Here is a 16879-nt window from a genome sequence, read left to right on the forward strand (position 1 = left end):
TTTGTGGTAGAGGTTAGCCCATTAGATGATTTTTTAGCAAGTAAAATCAAGAATAGATGTTTAGATTTATTATCTAAAGAACAAGATAAAGAGTATTTTCTGGTCTTTTCAGGTTTGTTAGAAACTTTAAGGTTTGAATATAATAAGGGCTTTATGAGTGAAGATGAAAATAGGGTTATTTCTTATGATCTTGATCAATTAGAGAGTAAAATTTATAATTCAATCTTTATTAAATTATTTGAAGATAATAATGCTCGTGAAAAGAAAGTGAAGGATGGAATAAATGCATTAACATATAATCACGAAGGGGAAGAATTAAGATTAATTCCTTATTTAGTTGATAACAAAACAGAAAATATAAACAATATTGGAAACAGAGGTTTTGCTGGTAAATTAAGAGATGACCAAGAACTTCGTAGTGATAATACTTGTATTATAATATTTGATATTAATCCTATTGAAACTTTACAAACGGCTTCTGATGGTAATATTTTAAAAGAGATTTTTAGCAAAGATAAATTAAAAGGAGATTTAAGAGATGAGAATTCTCCTAAATGGTACAACGAATTAGTTAAAACTTTCTTTAACGATAATTTTTTGCACAGCTTAAATATTATTGAAAGGTTAAATAAGCTATATGAGATAAAAAACAGTGGTTATAAAAAGTCACTTAATAATTATATTAAAGAATATAGGTTACCATTATTTTCAATAAAGAACGAAAAAGAATCAGAGAATGATATTATAAAAGATAACTATAAATTATATTGTAAAGTTAATAGTGAAATGATTGAGCCAGTAACTATGAACTTCAAGAAGAAAGTGTTAGACAAATTAAATTTTGCTTCTTTGCCAGAAGAAATTGATGAAAATTTAATTGAAGAAATTTTACGTAATGAGAGTTTGCATTTGTCACCTTTATATGAAATAGAAGAAATAAATTATAGCGTAGCGAAGAACCTTTTTGAGAATAAAGGTCCTTCAAAGGTAAAGGGAATTGAGGTTGAACCTAATAATAAAATTTATGAAGAAATTAAAAGTAACAAAAACAAAGTAGAGGGGTTTATAAATAAAGGTAATTTGAGGAGTTTAAAAGTAAAACTCAAAGGTGAGATTAATGATCAAGATAAGTTTTTTGTTCATTATTATTTTAATAATCAAAAGAAGGATCAAGTAAAAACAAAGAAAATAATTAGTGGAAAATGTGAAATAGAATTAGATGATATTAATAAATTTCAAACATTAAATATAGTAGTTAATCAAAATAAGAAAAAAATTACTAAAGCATTAATTAAAGGTAAGTTCATCTTACAAGAGGAAGCTAGTGAAATTATCATTCCAGAGATTGAGGGAAAGGTTGAGTTAGAAGAAGGAGAATTATATCCGACTTTAGTTATGAAAAATGCTGAAGAGATAAAAAACATCAGTTGTACGGTAGTTGGAGAATTAGGATCTAGAAGTAAAGAAAACTGTAAACTAACTAGAGATGAAGAACTAGAAGATGATAAAATTAAATACAATTTACTTTATAATGGCAAGGAAATTACAAAGGTAATAATTAGAGAAGAAGAAGATGAACCTTCTAGTTATAAGCATTTACTATCTTTTATAGCTGAAAAAGGAATAGAAACCATTACAGATATTAAATTTAAATCTGATGAATATACTACATTTACTTATAAAAACAAATTATACAACTGTGAAGTAGATGAAAAATTTAATGAATTATTGAAAAGATATGATTTAAGTAGCCTTAATGAGCTATATAGATTATTATTAAACAATCCTAATGAATATTATTTAGTTATTAATGAAGGGTTTAAAGAGTGTATTAGTTCACAAGCAGATGATGTATTAAAGATGCGAAGTGAAGTTTTAAAATCTTTCAAGTCTATTTATGATAGACGAGAAATTGACTTAAAAGAAGCTTTGGATGAACTTCATTATAAAATTAATTCTTATTTAAAACTTTTTAAGAAAAAAGTTAGAGAAATACCTGAGTTGGTTAAAGTAGATATTATAGAGATTGGAGATAAGCGTGTATTATCACCCTTTGCACCAATTAATCTGTCTTTTTACTTACTATGTTGGCATAATATATATGATGGAGCAAATATTGAATTATTAAAGAATGCTGACAACTCGGAAGTTTTTAAGTATATACAAGGTGAGGATAGTTGGTATGTGGCTCAAAGTAGTCCTGCATTTTTATGGCTATATTATACTCCAGAGAGTGCAGTTAACAGCTTTGGAGTTGAAAAATATTTAAGTTCAGTTATAAAGAATAAGATTAAGCATCTATCAGATATTTATCCTTATTTATTTAGTACAAATAACCAGACAATACATATTGGTTTTTTAAATCCAGGGGACTCTAGGTTTATTTTAGAGGGGATAGAGAGTTATTTAAAACACTTTAAAAGTAAAAGAGGGAATTTAGATGAAATCCCTCGATTTCATATTAGTTTGATATATGATGAATGTAAAAGAGATAACTATTGTACTTTAGATGATTTGTTTGAAAGAGGAGCTAATACATTCGTTGAAGAATTTTTTATTAATAAGATATCATATTCTAAAACTAATTTTAAAGATATAGATATGAATAAAAGTCATTTTTATCATTTGTTTTTTATTAAGGACCTTTTTGAAGTAGATAATAATTCTGTGAATATGTTTAATCAGGAAGAAAAATACCTCAATACTTATTTTGCTAATGGAGTTAATTGTTATCCATTAACTAAATCTGAGTATAAAGCAAATCATGTTACTTATACTGCATATTCTAATTATAAGTCATCATTAGAAAATAAAGATAAAAGTATTTTTGCAAACTTATTAGAAGTTACTAATGCTTTTTATCCACAAGCATTCATTGCTAATATAGCAACTAACAATCATAGATTGAGAACAGTTAATGTAACTCCGGAAAATATTCCTGATAACTTGATAAATCAATCTTTTATGGTTACTTTTTTAGATAGAGAAATAGATATTGATATTTTTAATAGTGAGAAGATGAAGAAGGTAGAAAGACCTTTCTTAGTTGATTACTCTAATTATTCTTCTGTTAAGAAAGGCGGGAATGAAGATGTTAAATTTCTTACTATTACTAATCAAAAAAAGCCCTTTGTTGAATTATTTAAACATGTATTGAAGGAGTATAATGCAATTGAAGATCTTGAGGGTGCTCTAGAAGGGTTATTTAACGATTTAAACTTATTAAATGGATTTTGGGTTTTAGATTTATTAGGTAACAGCAATAATCTTAATAAAATAAAAGGTATATTAGGAACTCTTGCTGCATTTAGAGTTTTAAAAAAATCACTCCAAGAGGACGAAGATAATTGGCATATAATTATAGGAATTGAAGAATTAATGGGCGTAGTCCCAGGTTATTCTAAACATATTGCGATGAGATTTGATGATGAAGCAGAAAATAATCGTTATTGCGATGATTTAGCTGTTATATCATTTCCTAAGAGTCTAAATAATAATATAGATTCTTCAGTACAAATTAGATTGGTTGAAGTTAAGAACTCTAAGACTTTAGGATATATTTGTAAGGGGTTTGAGCAATTAGAGCAAACAGAACGAAGATTAGAAAAATATTTTATAACTGAAGATGATAAATTAAATTCTTTTAGAAATAAAGAAATTGTAAATTGGATAGTTTATAATTTGAATAAATATAAGGTATTTGATAACGGAGGCAGATTTTTAAATGATAATTTAGACAGTGAATTTTCTAAGAGTCTTAAGTTATTAGTAGACGGATTAAATCATGGTAAAATAAATATCGAAATTGAAGAAGGGATTCTGATTAATGTTAATTCTACAAACGAAGTATTAGATGGAGTAGAGTTAAGAGCAACAAGGGATTACTTATTATTAAGTGAAGAGGATTTTATTGAGATAGTAAATGATGAAACAGATATCAGGTTTGACAAATTATTAGTTATGTTTAAAGGTGATAAAAATAGTCAAAGCAATAAAAATGCTAAATCAAATAAGAATAACCAAGAAATAGAGTCCAATCTTAAAACTAAATATAAAGATATCAATTCTGAAACAGAATTTAAAGAATTAGATGGAGGTGAATTAGTTTTAGATTCTAAATCAAATTATATTGACAAGAATTTCAAAACTTTTATAGGGCGTAAAAGCACTGCTTCGCAAGAACTAGTATTTTATGATCCAAAACGCCAAGGTGATAATTTGTCTAATATGAATGTAATGATCACAGGAAGTCCAGGAAGGGGAAAAACTCAGTTACTAAAGTCTATGATTTTACAGCAAAGAAAGCAAGGAGTTAACCTCCTAATATTTGATTTTAAAAATGATTTTGGTGATGAAGAGTTTTTAAAACAATCTGATTTAGAACATATAAGTTTAGAATTTGAAGGTTTACCATATAATCCATTAATTCCACCATGTAAAAAATCTAAAGGGAAAAGTTATCTGAATGGAGCATCCCACAGTATAGCCATAAGTGGTGTACTTAAATCAGTATATGGATTGGGAACCCAGCAAGAGGCAACATTGAAAGAGATAATAAGAGATGTCTATAATAAATATGGTATTAATGCTTATGGAGGTTCAATGGAGTATAATAATAGCTTAAAATTTCCAGTATTAAATGAAGTTGCAGCTACTTTACGAGAAGAAAACAAGAAAGCTTATGCTAGATTAGATACTATATTTAGTTATGGAATGTTTAAAGAAGAATTTAGAGATGTTTCTCTAGCTGATTTACTAGATGGATCTTATGTTTTTAATTTAAGTTCTATAGCTAATGATGAGGTTAAAAATGCAATAGCAAAAATATTGGTTGTAAGTGCACATCAATATCTAAATACATTACCTCATTCTCAAAATATAAATAATATATTTGTATTTGATGAAGCTCATAGATTTTTAGATGAACCAAAGTTAACATCACTAGTAAGAGAGTGTAGAGCTTATGGGTTAGCTGTTTGGTTATCTTCTCAGTTCCCGGATGATTATCCAAGTGAAATTTCTGGTGCTTTAGAAACTAAAATTATTCATGGCAATGGCACAGATGAGAAGAGAGTTAAAACTATTAAGAAACTAACTGGATTTGAGGGGCGAACAGATATTATTAAGGATTTAGGTCTTTTTGAAGCTATATTTGTTAATAAACATTATAGTCAAGCCTTAATCAATAACTTGACCTATCCACACGCTCTTATTTTGATTGAAGTATTCAAAAACAAATCAATGAGAGAAGATTCTAAAGTTCCTGGAGTACAGAGTGTTAGACAGAAAGAACTATTAAGTCATTTACTTGGTATGGGGCTTTTAGAGCTAGGTAATAAAGGTTATACTCTTACTGACGATGGAAAAATGATAGCTCAATACTTTTATGAAAACTAAAGATATGATAGAATGAATTAAAGGATAATTGTTTTTTATGTTGAATAATGAAATAGGTGATTATTATGCAAATATTTTGGTGTAAGGAATGTGAAACCCCAGTATTATTACAAGAATACAAGTCAAAGTCAGGTAATTATACTGAGAGGGCAGAGGGAAATTCATATTTAGATATTGAAGATGAAGTTGTGGAGTGGGTTTTCGATCATAATGGTAATGAAGGTAAATATAATAAATTTATGTTTTTAAAAGAAGATATAAAGAAGATGCTAGACAACAAGAACTCAAGTAAAAAGATTGAGGAAAAGATAGAAAGTGAATACAAAGAGTATCCAGAAGAAATTAAAGATTATGTTATTAGATATTTGAATATGAAGTTAGATAATCAAGATAAAAAGAATTTAAAGCACTATAGGTGTCCAAAATGTGATTCTAAAGTGAACTATATGAGTAGTGATCTTAGACCTGTATTTATGGAAGAGAGAATTCTTCTTAGTGTGCTCTTGGAGGAAGATTATACTGAAAAGAATATTTGGAATGGATCTGGGAATCGCTATATTATTGATGGTAAAAGCAGTAATATCGCAATAAGTGATATCTATAAAGTAGATAATTTAGATGAGAAAATAGAAATGATAAAAGAAAGAATAGAAGGAAATAATAAAAAAGTTGATTTTACTAATTTTATAGAAGTTAATAGAGAACACTTTAGTTACATAGATAATAATGCTAATGATTTTATTGAAAAAGTATCTAAAATATTTGACCAAAGAATGAGAGTAGTGTCCTTTAGTGGAGGAAAAGATTCTACAGTAGTTTCTGATCTTGTTAGGAGATCTTTGGGGACTCAAAATATTTTACATGTCTTTGGAGATACAACACTAGAGTTTCCTTTTACTTATGAATATATAGAGAGGATAAAAGAGGAGGTTAATAGACCTCCTTTTCTTCCTGTAGATAAGCCAAATCAATCCTTTAATGAGCTAGCAGAGCAGTTTGGCCCACCGAGTCGGGTTATGAGTTGGTGTTGTTCGATTTATAAGACAGGCCCTATTGGGTCTTTGTTTAGAGATATAGCTAAGCAACAAAAAATTCTTACTTTTTATGGAGTTAGAAGATCTGAGTCATCATCTAGGAGTAAGTATGATAAAATCTCTAATAGTCCTAAAATATCTCAACAACTAGTAGTATCTCCTATTGTTGATTGGCATGATGTAGATGTGTGGCTTTACTTATTAACACGAGGAATCGACTTTAATCAAGCATACAGACTAGGCTTTACTAGAGTGGGTTGTTGGTGTTGTCCAAATAATTCTGATTGGTCTGAGTTTTTATGTAAGATATTTATGTCTAATCGCTCAGAAGAATGGAGAGATTTTTTAGTTAATTTTGCTAAAAAAATAGGAAAGCCAGATGCTGAAGTTTATATTGATACTGGAAAATGGAAGGCTAGACAAGGTGGACAAGGTTTAAATACTAAAGATACTATTCTAGAAGCAAGTCCATGTGGGTTGGGAGATAATGCGAAGAGTTATGACTTAAATCGCCCAATTGATGATAGTTTATATGAATTTTTTAAACCCTTTGGAGAACTTAACAAAGATATAGGGGACCCTTTATTAGGAGAAGTCTATATATTAAATTATAAAACGGGTGCTATTGAATTTAGACTTCAAGGGATTAAAGGCAATAAAGAACTTAAGGTGATAGTAGATGATGAAGCTAAAAATATTCCGTTGTTATTCCAGCGTATTGAATGCCAACTGAGAAAATATCAATCATGTGTAGAATGTTCAGCTTGTATTAATGTTTGTCCTTATGATGCTATTACTGTAAAGAGTGAATATAAAATTGATAGATCTAAAAATGAATTTAAATATCAGATTGATGAAGAAAAATGTGTTCATTGTATGAAATGTATAGCACATTTCCATAGAGGTTGTCTTGTTACTAAAGCAATGATTGATTATTAGAAATGAGGTAGGTGTTAAAGTTGAGTTATAGTTTTGCTAAGCATGAGACTTTTCATATTAGAACTGGATGGCTGAGAAAAGGTTTAGATGCAATTGATGAAAACGGTCATATATTTCTTGAAAGAATAGCAGCAATGGATGAATTAGGGATTGGTAGTAATATGATTAAATCATTAAGATACTGGTTACAGGTTACCGGTTTGACTATAGAAGAATATAGTGGTGGGCAAAAAGTACAGGTTAAAGAAGAGTTAGCTAAAATCATCTTAGAGAACGACGAGTTTTTTGAAGATGTAGCTACTTTTTGGCTATTGCATTTTAATTTGAGTAAGAATAAAGAGGAAGCAACAACTTGGTATTGGTTCTTTAATCACTTTAATTATTTAGAGTTTGATAAGGACTTATTTATTGATCGACTAATTAATTATATTGAACGTAATGGAGAAGAACCTCCTGCTATTTCATCATTAGAAAAAGATTTTAATACATTAATTAGAATGTACTTATATGATCCAAAAGAAAATAATTCTCCAGAAGATTCTTTAGAATCTCCTTTTAAGGAATTGAAGTTAATTACTAAGACTGATAAAAACACTTATAAATTAAATAGACCTAATCTAGATAATTTACCTGTAAAAATATTTTTGTATTGTCTGTTAGATTCCTTAGAAGGAACTAAGTCTATTAATGTGGAAGAACTTTTAAATAAAGAAAATTCTATAGGTAGAATATTTAAGCTTAATATGAACTTATTATATGATTATATTGAAAGGTTAGAGGAACTAGATTATTTAAGGTTAGATAAGCATGCTGGACTAAATTCTATTCAGTTAAAGGTAGAATCTAAAGCAGGTATTTTAGAAAATTACTATAAATCTAAAACAATATAGGGAAAGTGATAATTATGAGTAAAAGAGATTTATCTTTTATAAAAACAGAAGATAGTTTTAAATATTCTGTTAATATAAGATTTGATATCGGGGATTTTAGCAAACTAGATACTTATGTGCCAACAGCTAAGAATATAAAGTTGTTTATGGAGCTATTTGAATCTTTTAGTAATAATGCGGTTAGTAGAGCACACCTTTTAACAGGATCTTATGGAACAGGTAAATCATTATTTGGAACAATATTAGGAACTTTATTATCTAACAAAGGTGAAATCCAAAGGTATAATAAATTCATTAAAAAGATAAAAAGGTTTAATAGTAATTTAGCAAATAAATTAAAAGAAGAGGTAGAAAACAAAGACCCTTATCTGCTTGTATTACCTTCAACAGGTAATGATAGTTTTAAGCAGAGTATGTTATTAGCATTACAACAATCTCTTGAAGAAAATGGGTTAGAAGATATTTTTCCTGCAACATATTTTAAAGCGATTATAGAGAAATTAGAGCAATGGGAGAAAGATTATAAAGATACTTATAAAGAATTTTCAAATTTATTGTTAAAAGAACGAGGAGAAAGAATAAAAGAATTTAGAGTAAAGGTGGAAAAGTTTGATCAAGAAAGTTATAACTTTTTTGTTAACAATTATCCTAAGTTAACTTCTGGGGGAAGCTTTAATCCTTTTTATGGTTGTAGCTTGACAGATGTTTATATCGGAGTTAATCGTGAAATTCGTAGTAAAGGATATCAAGGGATTTATATTATCTTTGATGAGTTTAATAAATTACTAGAAGATAATATAGATTCTTTTGATGGTAAGGAGCTGCAAGATTTTGCTGAATTAGCAACTCGAAGTGAAGAGAATGAAATTCATCTTTTACTAATTTCTCATAAGAATTTATTGCAATATACAAAGGACCTACCTCAAGAACAGATCAATGAGTGGAAAAAAGTCGAAGGTAGGTTTAAAAGCTTAGATGCCAGTCAATACTCTAGTCAGATTTATGAATTAATGTCGAATGTAATTCTTAAAGATAATGTTCAATGGGATAGATTTAAAATTGAGAATGAAGATATTTTTGAGTCTTATAAGGATAAATTAAGTGATTTAGATTTATGTCCAGACTATAATCAAAAAGAAAAAGAGAAATATTTATTAAAAGGCTGCTATCCTCTTCACCCATTATCGGCAGTATTGTTGCCTAAGTTATCTCAAAAAGTTGCCCAAAATGAGAGGACTATCTTTACTTTCTTATCAACTAAAGAAGATAATACTCTGGGTGACTTTATTAATGGAGAACATAGAAAAGAATTTCCTTTAATTCGTTTATCAATTATTTATGATTATTTTGAAGATTTAATGCAACAGGAATTGGATTATAGCCAAATGCATCAAGCTTGGTCAGACTCTCAACGTGCTTTGCAGAAGATTAGAGGGGTTGAAAGTTCTAAACTTGAGTTTATTAAGAGTCTAGGTGTTATTAACGCAGTTAATAACTTCACTGAGATTCCACCTTCTAAGCAGATACTAAGGTTTGCATTAGATTATTTAAGTGATGAAGAATTTGATGGTTTAATTGATGAGCTAATTAATGATAAGATTATTATTTATAGAAAGAGCTTGGGGCAGTTTAAGTTTTTTGAAGGTAGTGATCTTGATTTTAATACTAAGATTAATGAAAAAAAAGAAGAGCGAGAAGGCAGTTTTTCTGCTAGATACTTGTTAAAAGAGTATTTTACTCCACCTTTTGTATACCCTAAGGGTTACAATTATAAATATAAGATTAAAAGATATTTCGCTGGAGAATATTTAACAATACAAGAGGTTAAAGGAATTAAAGATTGGGATAAATTTTTAATAAAAAGCAATAAGAAAAAAAGGTATAACTCTAAAATTTATCAAGATGGAGTTATAGTCTATCTATTAGCAGAAAATAAAAGGCAAATTGAAGAGGCTAAAAAAATAGTAAAAGATATATTGCATAGGAGAATAATATTTGTAATACCTAAAAAGCCTCTGAAGATAGAAGGACTATTAAGAGAGTTAGATGCTCAAGATATATTAAAAAAAGATAAGTTATTTTTAGAACAAGATTCTTTAGCAGAAAAAGAATTGAATGCTTATATGGAAGAGACTAAACAGCTATTAGATAATAAGTTAACTAGGTTTATTGAACCATATTATAACAAGTCCTATTATTATAATTCTGGAAATCTTAAATCTAATATTAAATCTAGAAAGGACTTATCTAAAACTGTTACAGAGATTTGTATGGATTGTTTTAATAAAACACCTATAATTAATAATGAATTAATTGTTAGAGATAAAATTACTGGACAACAAAGAAAGGCTAGAAAAGAGATAGTTAATAGCATGATATTTGGAGAGTTAAAAGAGAGGTTAGGAATTGAAGGTTATGGTCCAGAGTTCTTGTTATATAGAACAATGTTTATTAAATCTAATCTTTTGGTAGAAGTAGATAACTCAGAACAGATGAAATTTAATCTAGAATTGGAAGATGATTCTAAAAGGGTTGATAGAAGATTAAAAGAAGTTCTTGAATTGATAGAAAAAGAAGTCTATTCTTCTGAAAAAGAAGTTAATCTTTCTCAGGTGTATAATAAGCTAAGAAAACCTCCTTATGGTTTAAGGTTGGGGATAATACCTATCTTATTAGTAGTAACTGGAAGATTAAATAATACTTTAAAGAATATTGTTATTAGGCATAATGGTGAAGAAAGAGAGATTAATGTGAAATTATTTGAAGATATAAATAGGTACCCATCTCGCTTCACTATTGAATTAACTAAATGGGATCAGGTTAAGGAAAATTATATATCATTTTTAGAAGAGCTATATATTGATAGGTTAGAAGGTAATAGTTCTAATGAAGTAAATCGATTAAAGAAGCTATATACTGCTATTAAAGGGTGGTATCAAGCTTTACCTAAGTATTCACGAGAGACAGGAGAAATTTCTAAGGAATCAATGATGTTAAGGAGAATTATCAGTCGAAGAAATAATGAGGCAAAGAAGCTACTGTTAGATATTATTCCTAAGAAGATATTAAAGTCAGAGCTTAATGGAGATAATATAGATAATTTAAGGAGTATTATACTTAATTTTGTTAAAGAGCATAACCAATCTTATAATTATCTATTAAATGATTTACAGATAAATATTATTGATTTATTTTCTAATACTAAATCAGCAACTTTCATGGACAGTCTTGTCTTATGGTATAATAATTTAGCTGATAAGGCTAAAAATTATACTTATGATAGGGAAGTTAATGCATTTTTGAATATATTAAGAAAGTTAAAAAATAGTGAAGTTTCTGATGGTAAATTATTAGAAGAGATAGGGATGATATTAACAGGTTTTGATATTAGAGATTGGAACGATAATACTACTAAGCAGTTTTTAGATCAACTTGAAAAGATTAAAGGAAAAGTAGAAGGACAGGAATTAGTAGAAGAGGTAGAGTCAGAAGATAGTTATGAATTTGTTCTAGTAGATAAGAGCGGTCAAAAGTATCAGAGAAACTTTGAAGAAGTTGAATTAGAAGGTTTAGCAAAGGTTTTAGAAAATAAGGTAAGTAGTAGCTTTAAAGATATGGGTAGTGTAGTATCTGATAAAGAGAAGCAACAGATTTTAATTAAGTTATTAAAGGATATGTTTAAGGAAGAGGGTATAGCATGATATACTTTGATAATGCTGCGACAACTTACCCTAAACCAGAGGCTGTCTATAATAAGATGGATCAGTTTTATAGGGAGTTTGGGGTTAATGCTGGAAGAGGGGCATATGAAAGGGCAAAAAAAGGAGCTAAGTTAATTGAAGATACAAGAAGTAAGGTAGCTTCTATTTTTAAAGCTGGAGGAGATAAGGAGGTTATCTTTACTCCTTCAGCAACTATAGCTATAAATTTAATTTTGCAAGGGTTAGATTGGAAAGATGGCGATGTTATCTATTATTCCCCCTTTGAGCATAATGCAGTTTTAAGAACTTTATATAAATTAGAAGAGAATTATAATTTAGTATTAAAAGAGATTCCAGTAAATAATCTTACTCTAGAATTTAATTTAGTAGATTTAGAGCAGATGTTTGCTAGTGAAAAGCCAAGATTAGTAGCTCTTTCTCATGTAAGTAATGTATGTGGGGTAATAGCTCCTGTAGAAGAAGTTGTTAAGTTGGCCCGTAAATATGGGGGCAGTATTCTTGTTGATGGTGCTCAAGGTGCTGGTTTAGTCCCAATTGATTTATCAGAGGTTGATTATTATGTTTGGACTGGCCATAAGACATTATATGGACCTTTTGGTATTGCCGGTGTTGTAGTTGATAAAAAAGCTACTAATCTAACACCATTAATCTATGGCGGAACGGGTAGTGCTTCTGAGGAAAGAGAAATGCCTATAGAAACACCAATTAGGTATGAGGCAGGCAGTAGTAACATTCAAGCTATAGCAGGCTTAAATGTTGCTCTTGATTGGTTAGAAGAGGTTGGTAGTAAAGAAGTATTTGAGCATGAAAAAAAGCTAACATTAAAGCTAATAGATATATTAGCTGAATTTATGGATATTAATTTATTCATACCTAAAGATTTAGATACTCATTTTAATGTGGTTGCTGCTAACTTTTCGGGTTATAAGCCACATGAAGTAGGAAAGATATTAGATGAGAAATTTGATATAGCAGTAAGAGCAGGGTTGCATTGCTCCCCCAGGGTTCATGAATTCTTAGGAACTATGCCTAATGGGTTGGTGAGGTTTAGTTTGGGATGTTTTAATACTGAAGAAGAGGTTGATAAGTTAAAAGGTGTATTAGATAGTTTTTTAATATAAAATTCGAAGACAAGATAAATATTATTTTTAAGGTAAATTCATGCATTTATGCAGGGGTTTACCTTTTTTTATATAATTACATAATAAAAGGAGGGGTTTGATGAAAGAGTATTTGAAAGAAGGATATAGTTTGGAAAATATATTAGAAAAGATTGTTGGTGAAAAAAATGATAGTGCAATATTAAATAACAATTTAGAAGCTGTTTTACCTAATTTTCAAAGAGAATATAAATGGGATCAAAAGCAGCAAAAGAAGTTATTAGCTTCATTTTTAGTTAATATTCCGATAGGAAGTTTTTTGTTTTTAAAAGGAAGAAAGGACACTTTTTCTGCTAAAGAAATTGGATATAGACAATTAGCTATAGATTCAGAAAGAATTGGAAATGATCATAATGAATGTTTGTATTTGTTAGATGGTCAACAAAGATTAACAGCTTTGTATACTATGTTTTTCGATTTTATAGGCTATCATATTAATTTAAAGAATAGTAAATCCTATATAACATATGAATCAGTTCCTAAATCTTTAAGAAACAGGTGGTTTTTGAATTTGAATCCAGATATAGATGGTGAAAAGAATGTTTTTGGATATGAATATTTAAAGTTCGATGAAACAATTTTCGAAGAAAAAGAACCGGAAGATATTTTGGATTATATCGTTTATAAGAATATAGTATTAAGTAAGGAAAAAGGTGAATGGTATCACCCTTCAAGTGAAGAAAAGAAATTTGATGATTTAAATTTTCATTCAGGTAATTTAATCATACCGATATATTATTTATATGAAAAAATAATAAAAGAACAAGAACCAAATACACTTATGCATAAAATGATTAGAAAAGTAGGTGAGGCTAGAAAAGAAGTTATAATAGATGAGATTATTAGATGCTGCAGAGAGGATGATGAAGAAAAACTAGAGGAAATATATATAAAAGTGTTGAAACCTTATGATATAGAAATAGAAGAAGTAAGAGAGTTTTATTTAAATAGTAAGAATGAAAATAAAATAGAAGATAGAATCAGAGATGCATTTAGTTTGCATATTAATAATTGGGTTAAAGATATTATTAGTTTTTTAAAAGCAAGGCTTAGGAATGATTTATCAGCATTTATATTGCCCGAAAAGGAAATCGGAAGAGCGATAACAATATTTGAAAATATGAATAGAGGTGGTGTAGAATTAGATACGTATGACTTAATCGTTGCTAAAGCTGCTAGAAAGCTAGATGAATCATTAACAAAATTAATAGAAGATAGAATAAATTTAAAAGTTCAAATACCTAAAGAAATTATTAAGATAGATAAGTCAAATATAAGTTCAAAGATTGAGGATAAAGTTAATATATATAATGATAGTAAATTAGAATTTAATTTTAATAATTTTGAAAAGGTTTATGACCATTCAGAACTTAACAATTCTCGAATAAAAAAACAGTTTTTAAATTTGTTATCTATTTTTAATTATGTAGATAAGAAAAAAGAATTATTAAAAACGGAACATTTAAGAAGAAAGAAGAAATTATCTTTAAATGCTTCTGATATTTCATTAAATTATGAAGAAGCAATAGATTCACTTATTAAAGGATATAGCTTTATGCATTATAGATTAGGAATCACTAAAGTTACTGATGTAAATTATAGGTTAATGGTTTTGCCTATTTCATATTGCTTTAGAAATGGTTGGTTTGAAAGTGATAAGGCCAAAGAAAAATATGATAAAATAGAATATTGGTACTGGGTATCACTATTTAGTGGTAGGTATGCAAATAGGCAGTCCCAGAGATGTGTAAGTGATATTATTGAATTAGAAAATTGGATACAAGGTAAAAGTGATGGAAGTTTCATAATAGATTTTGAAGAAAAAGTATTTAATTTTGAAGGCTATTCAGATGAAAGTTTACTAACTAGAAAGGATAATAAAATAGATATATCAACTGCAATTATAGATGGTATTAATCAATATATAATTTCTAATAGTCCAAAAGACTTATATAAACCAGATCAAAGAATATCCGCTTGGGATATTGCTAATAAAGAAATTGAAAAAGAAAATCATCATATAATACCTAAAAAGTCTCTTCCTGAAACATTAAGGGAGGATTCTGATATAAAAGAAAAGATAGAATCTCCTCTAAATAAAACTCCTATTTTAGGTAATACAAATAATAAGATTAGCAATTCTAAATTAGAGGAATATATTAAACCAATAGTAGAAAATGAAAATGCAGAAGGTCATATATTACGAGGACACTGTATTCCAGGCTATATAAATAATTTGATTGATGTAGATAACTTAGATGATTATGAAAATGTTATTGATACACTATTAGAAGAAAGATTTAAGGATTTAAGAAAAGGAGTTATATCTGAATTAAAAGAGCTTAGATAATAATTATTTTTTTCTTGATATAATCAATAAAATTACCAGGTTAGGCTAACCACTTTGTTAGAGAATGTTGGCCCGACCTGGTACTTATTACGATTTAGAGAAATTCCATTATCCCTTCTAATCTCTCCTTCATTACAGCTGAGCCTAAAAAGTTATCGTCTTTTACTTCCTTTTGGTTATAAAAGTTAAAGACCATCTCCTCTGGCCAACTCATACTTATCCCATCAATATCTTTACTATAGATATCCCAATTCTTCAACTTCCAGGTATCCCTTGGTGTATTCCTTTTAGTTAACCTTCTTTTTTCAGCTTCCCTACCGGCCAGTACATGTACTACCTTGATATCAATATCCTTCAAGTCCCGCTTACTTCTAACTTCCTCCTCAAGCCAGTTCTCATCCTGTATCTCCTTTAAGAAGGGTGCTGATAGGATCACATCATTACCAAGCTTTAGATTCTCTTCGGCTACATCCATAAGTATCTGATATTCGTAGGGCCTGATATTAGCTAGATAAAACTCCGACTCTCGATCCCAGGTTGGGAGGCCATTGACCTCCAGTAGCTTCTCGGTAAAGACCCGTGTCAGAGCATTCTTGTCAAGGTATGTATAATTTAATTTCTCTGCTAATACCTCACCAACTGTACTCTTACCTGATCCTGCAACCCCAACCATAAAGATTAGGGATGGATTATTATTTGCTTTATTCATCTTCTCACTCCCTCTATAAATTAAATTTATCTCACTCATGCTCACTTATTCTTAGAAATTTATTTTCTTATAAAAAAGTAATATGGATTTAATTATTAAAACCAATTAATATTTGGAATTGCAAGGATAAAGTAATCTAAAAACTTAACTATTATTTTTAAAAAATATGGTCGCTTATTGGAACTCCACATTTCCATGGTAGTTTAACCTCCCATATCTCTCAGGATCTATGTCCCTACATTCCTTCGTTCTACCTATCCATGGGTGGAGGCTGGATATGCTCCTCGACAGGGTCTATGCCCATATTGAAATAATTAATTCCAGCTCTTCCAGTCTTCCTTTTTCAAAGTACTTAATCTAAGAAAAACAAACATAAATAATTGATCTATATTATAAAATTTACATTCCAATAATTCATTTTAAATATCTTTAAGCAGCTCCCTGTAAATTTGAACGTTTGATATTTCTAAATAATTTTTCACCATCATACTTTTCTTTTTCTTCCATAAAGCAAACAATATTCTAATCAATTTGCAACATAGAGCTACTAGGGATTGTTTTTCTTAAGGGGTTTTTAGAGCGTGTTGTGTAGTATTGATGTAGCTCTTTAAATTCATTATTCTTTGCTACCAGAGGCAGCATCACCCTATACAATAAAGATCTCAATTTCGCTCTTCC

The 16879-nt window shown here is 28.8% G+C and carries 7 protein-coding genes and 1 pseudogene; 6 read left to right on the top strand and 2 right to left on the bottom strand.

Going from position 1 to position 16879, the window contains the following annotated elements; translation table 11 throughout:
- Positions 1-3 precede the first annotated feature (3 nt).
- The 6 genes from HALSAC_RS0110535 to HALSAC_RS0110560 all read left to right on the top strand — a co-directional run bounded on the left by HALSAC_RS0110535 (position 4) and on the right by HALSAC_RS0110560 (position 15492).
- A complete protein-coding gene (locus HALSAC_RS0110535; protein WP_027340232.1) occupies positions 4-5397 on the top strand; it encodes a type IV secretion system DNA-binding domain-containing protein in 5394 nt (1797 codons plus the stop codon).
- A 65-nt stretch (positions 5398-5462) separates the two neighbouring features.
- Positions 5463-7370 (top strand): phosphoadenosine phosphosulfate reductase domain-containing protein, encoded by a 1908-nt coding sequence (locus tag HALSAC_RS15690; protein ID WP_051412187.1) that lies wholly within the window; start codon positions 5463-5465, stop codon positions 7368-7370.
- Positions 7371-7390: 20 nt separating this feature from the next.
- On the top strand, positions 7391-8260 hold the full coding sequence (locus tag HALSAC_RS0110545) for a DUF4007 family protein (RefSeq protein WP_035571776.1): 870 nt from the start codon (positions 7391-7393) through the stop codon (positions 8258-8260).
- A gap of 14 nt (positions 8261-8274) precedes the next feature.
- Complete coding sequence (locus tag HALSAC_RS0110550) at positions 8275-11961, top strand: hypothetical protein (protein ID WP_027340234.1); 3687 nt, start codon at positions 8275-8277, stop codon at positions 11959-11961.
- Complete coding sequence (locus HALSAC_RS0110555; RefSeq protein ID WP_027340235.1) at positions 11958-13103, top strand: aminotransferase class V-fold PLP-dependent enzyme; 1146 nt, start codon at positions 11958-11960, stop codon at positions 13101-13103. Before HALSAC_RS0110550 ends, HALSAC_RS0110555 begins: the two co-directional genes overlap by 4 nt.
- A 100-nt stretch (positions 13104-13203) precedes the next feature.
- Positions 13204-15492: a DUF262 domain-containing protein gene (locus tag HALSAC_RS0110560; RefSeq protein ID WP_027340236.1), complete on the top strand. Its 2289-nt coding sequence runs from the start codon at positions 13204-13206 to the stop codon at positions 15490-15492.
- 94 nt (positions 15493-15586) lie between these two features.
- Here the strand turns inward: HALSAC_RS0110560 and HALSAC_RS15695 are convergent, their stop codons facing one another.
- Together HALSAC_RS15695 and HALSAC_RS17525 are read right to left on the bottom strand one after the other, a co-directional pair.
- On the bottom strand, positions 15587-16201 hold the full coding sequence (locus tag HALSAC_RS15695; protein WP_051412188.1) for a P-loop nucleotide/nucleoside kinase family protein: 615 nt from the start codon (positions 16199-16201) through the stop codon (positions 15587-15589).
- Positions 16202-16630: 429 nt separating this feature from the next.
- Positions 16631-16879: pseudogene (locus HALSAC_RS17525) on the bottom strand (IS110 family transposase); the annotation flags it as partial.

Origin of the sequence: Halonatronum saccharophilum DSM 13868, from assembly GCF_000517025.1 — a bacterium.
Taxonomy (GTDB): domain Bacteria; phylum Bacillota; class Halanaerobiia; order Halobacteroidales; family Halobacteroidaceae; genus Halonatronum; species Halonatronum saccharophilum.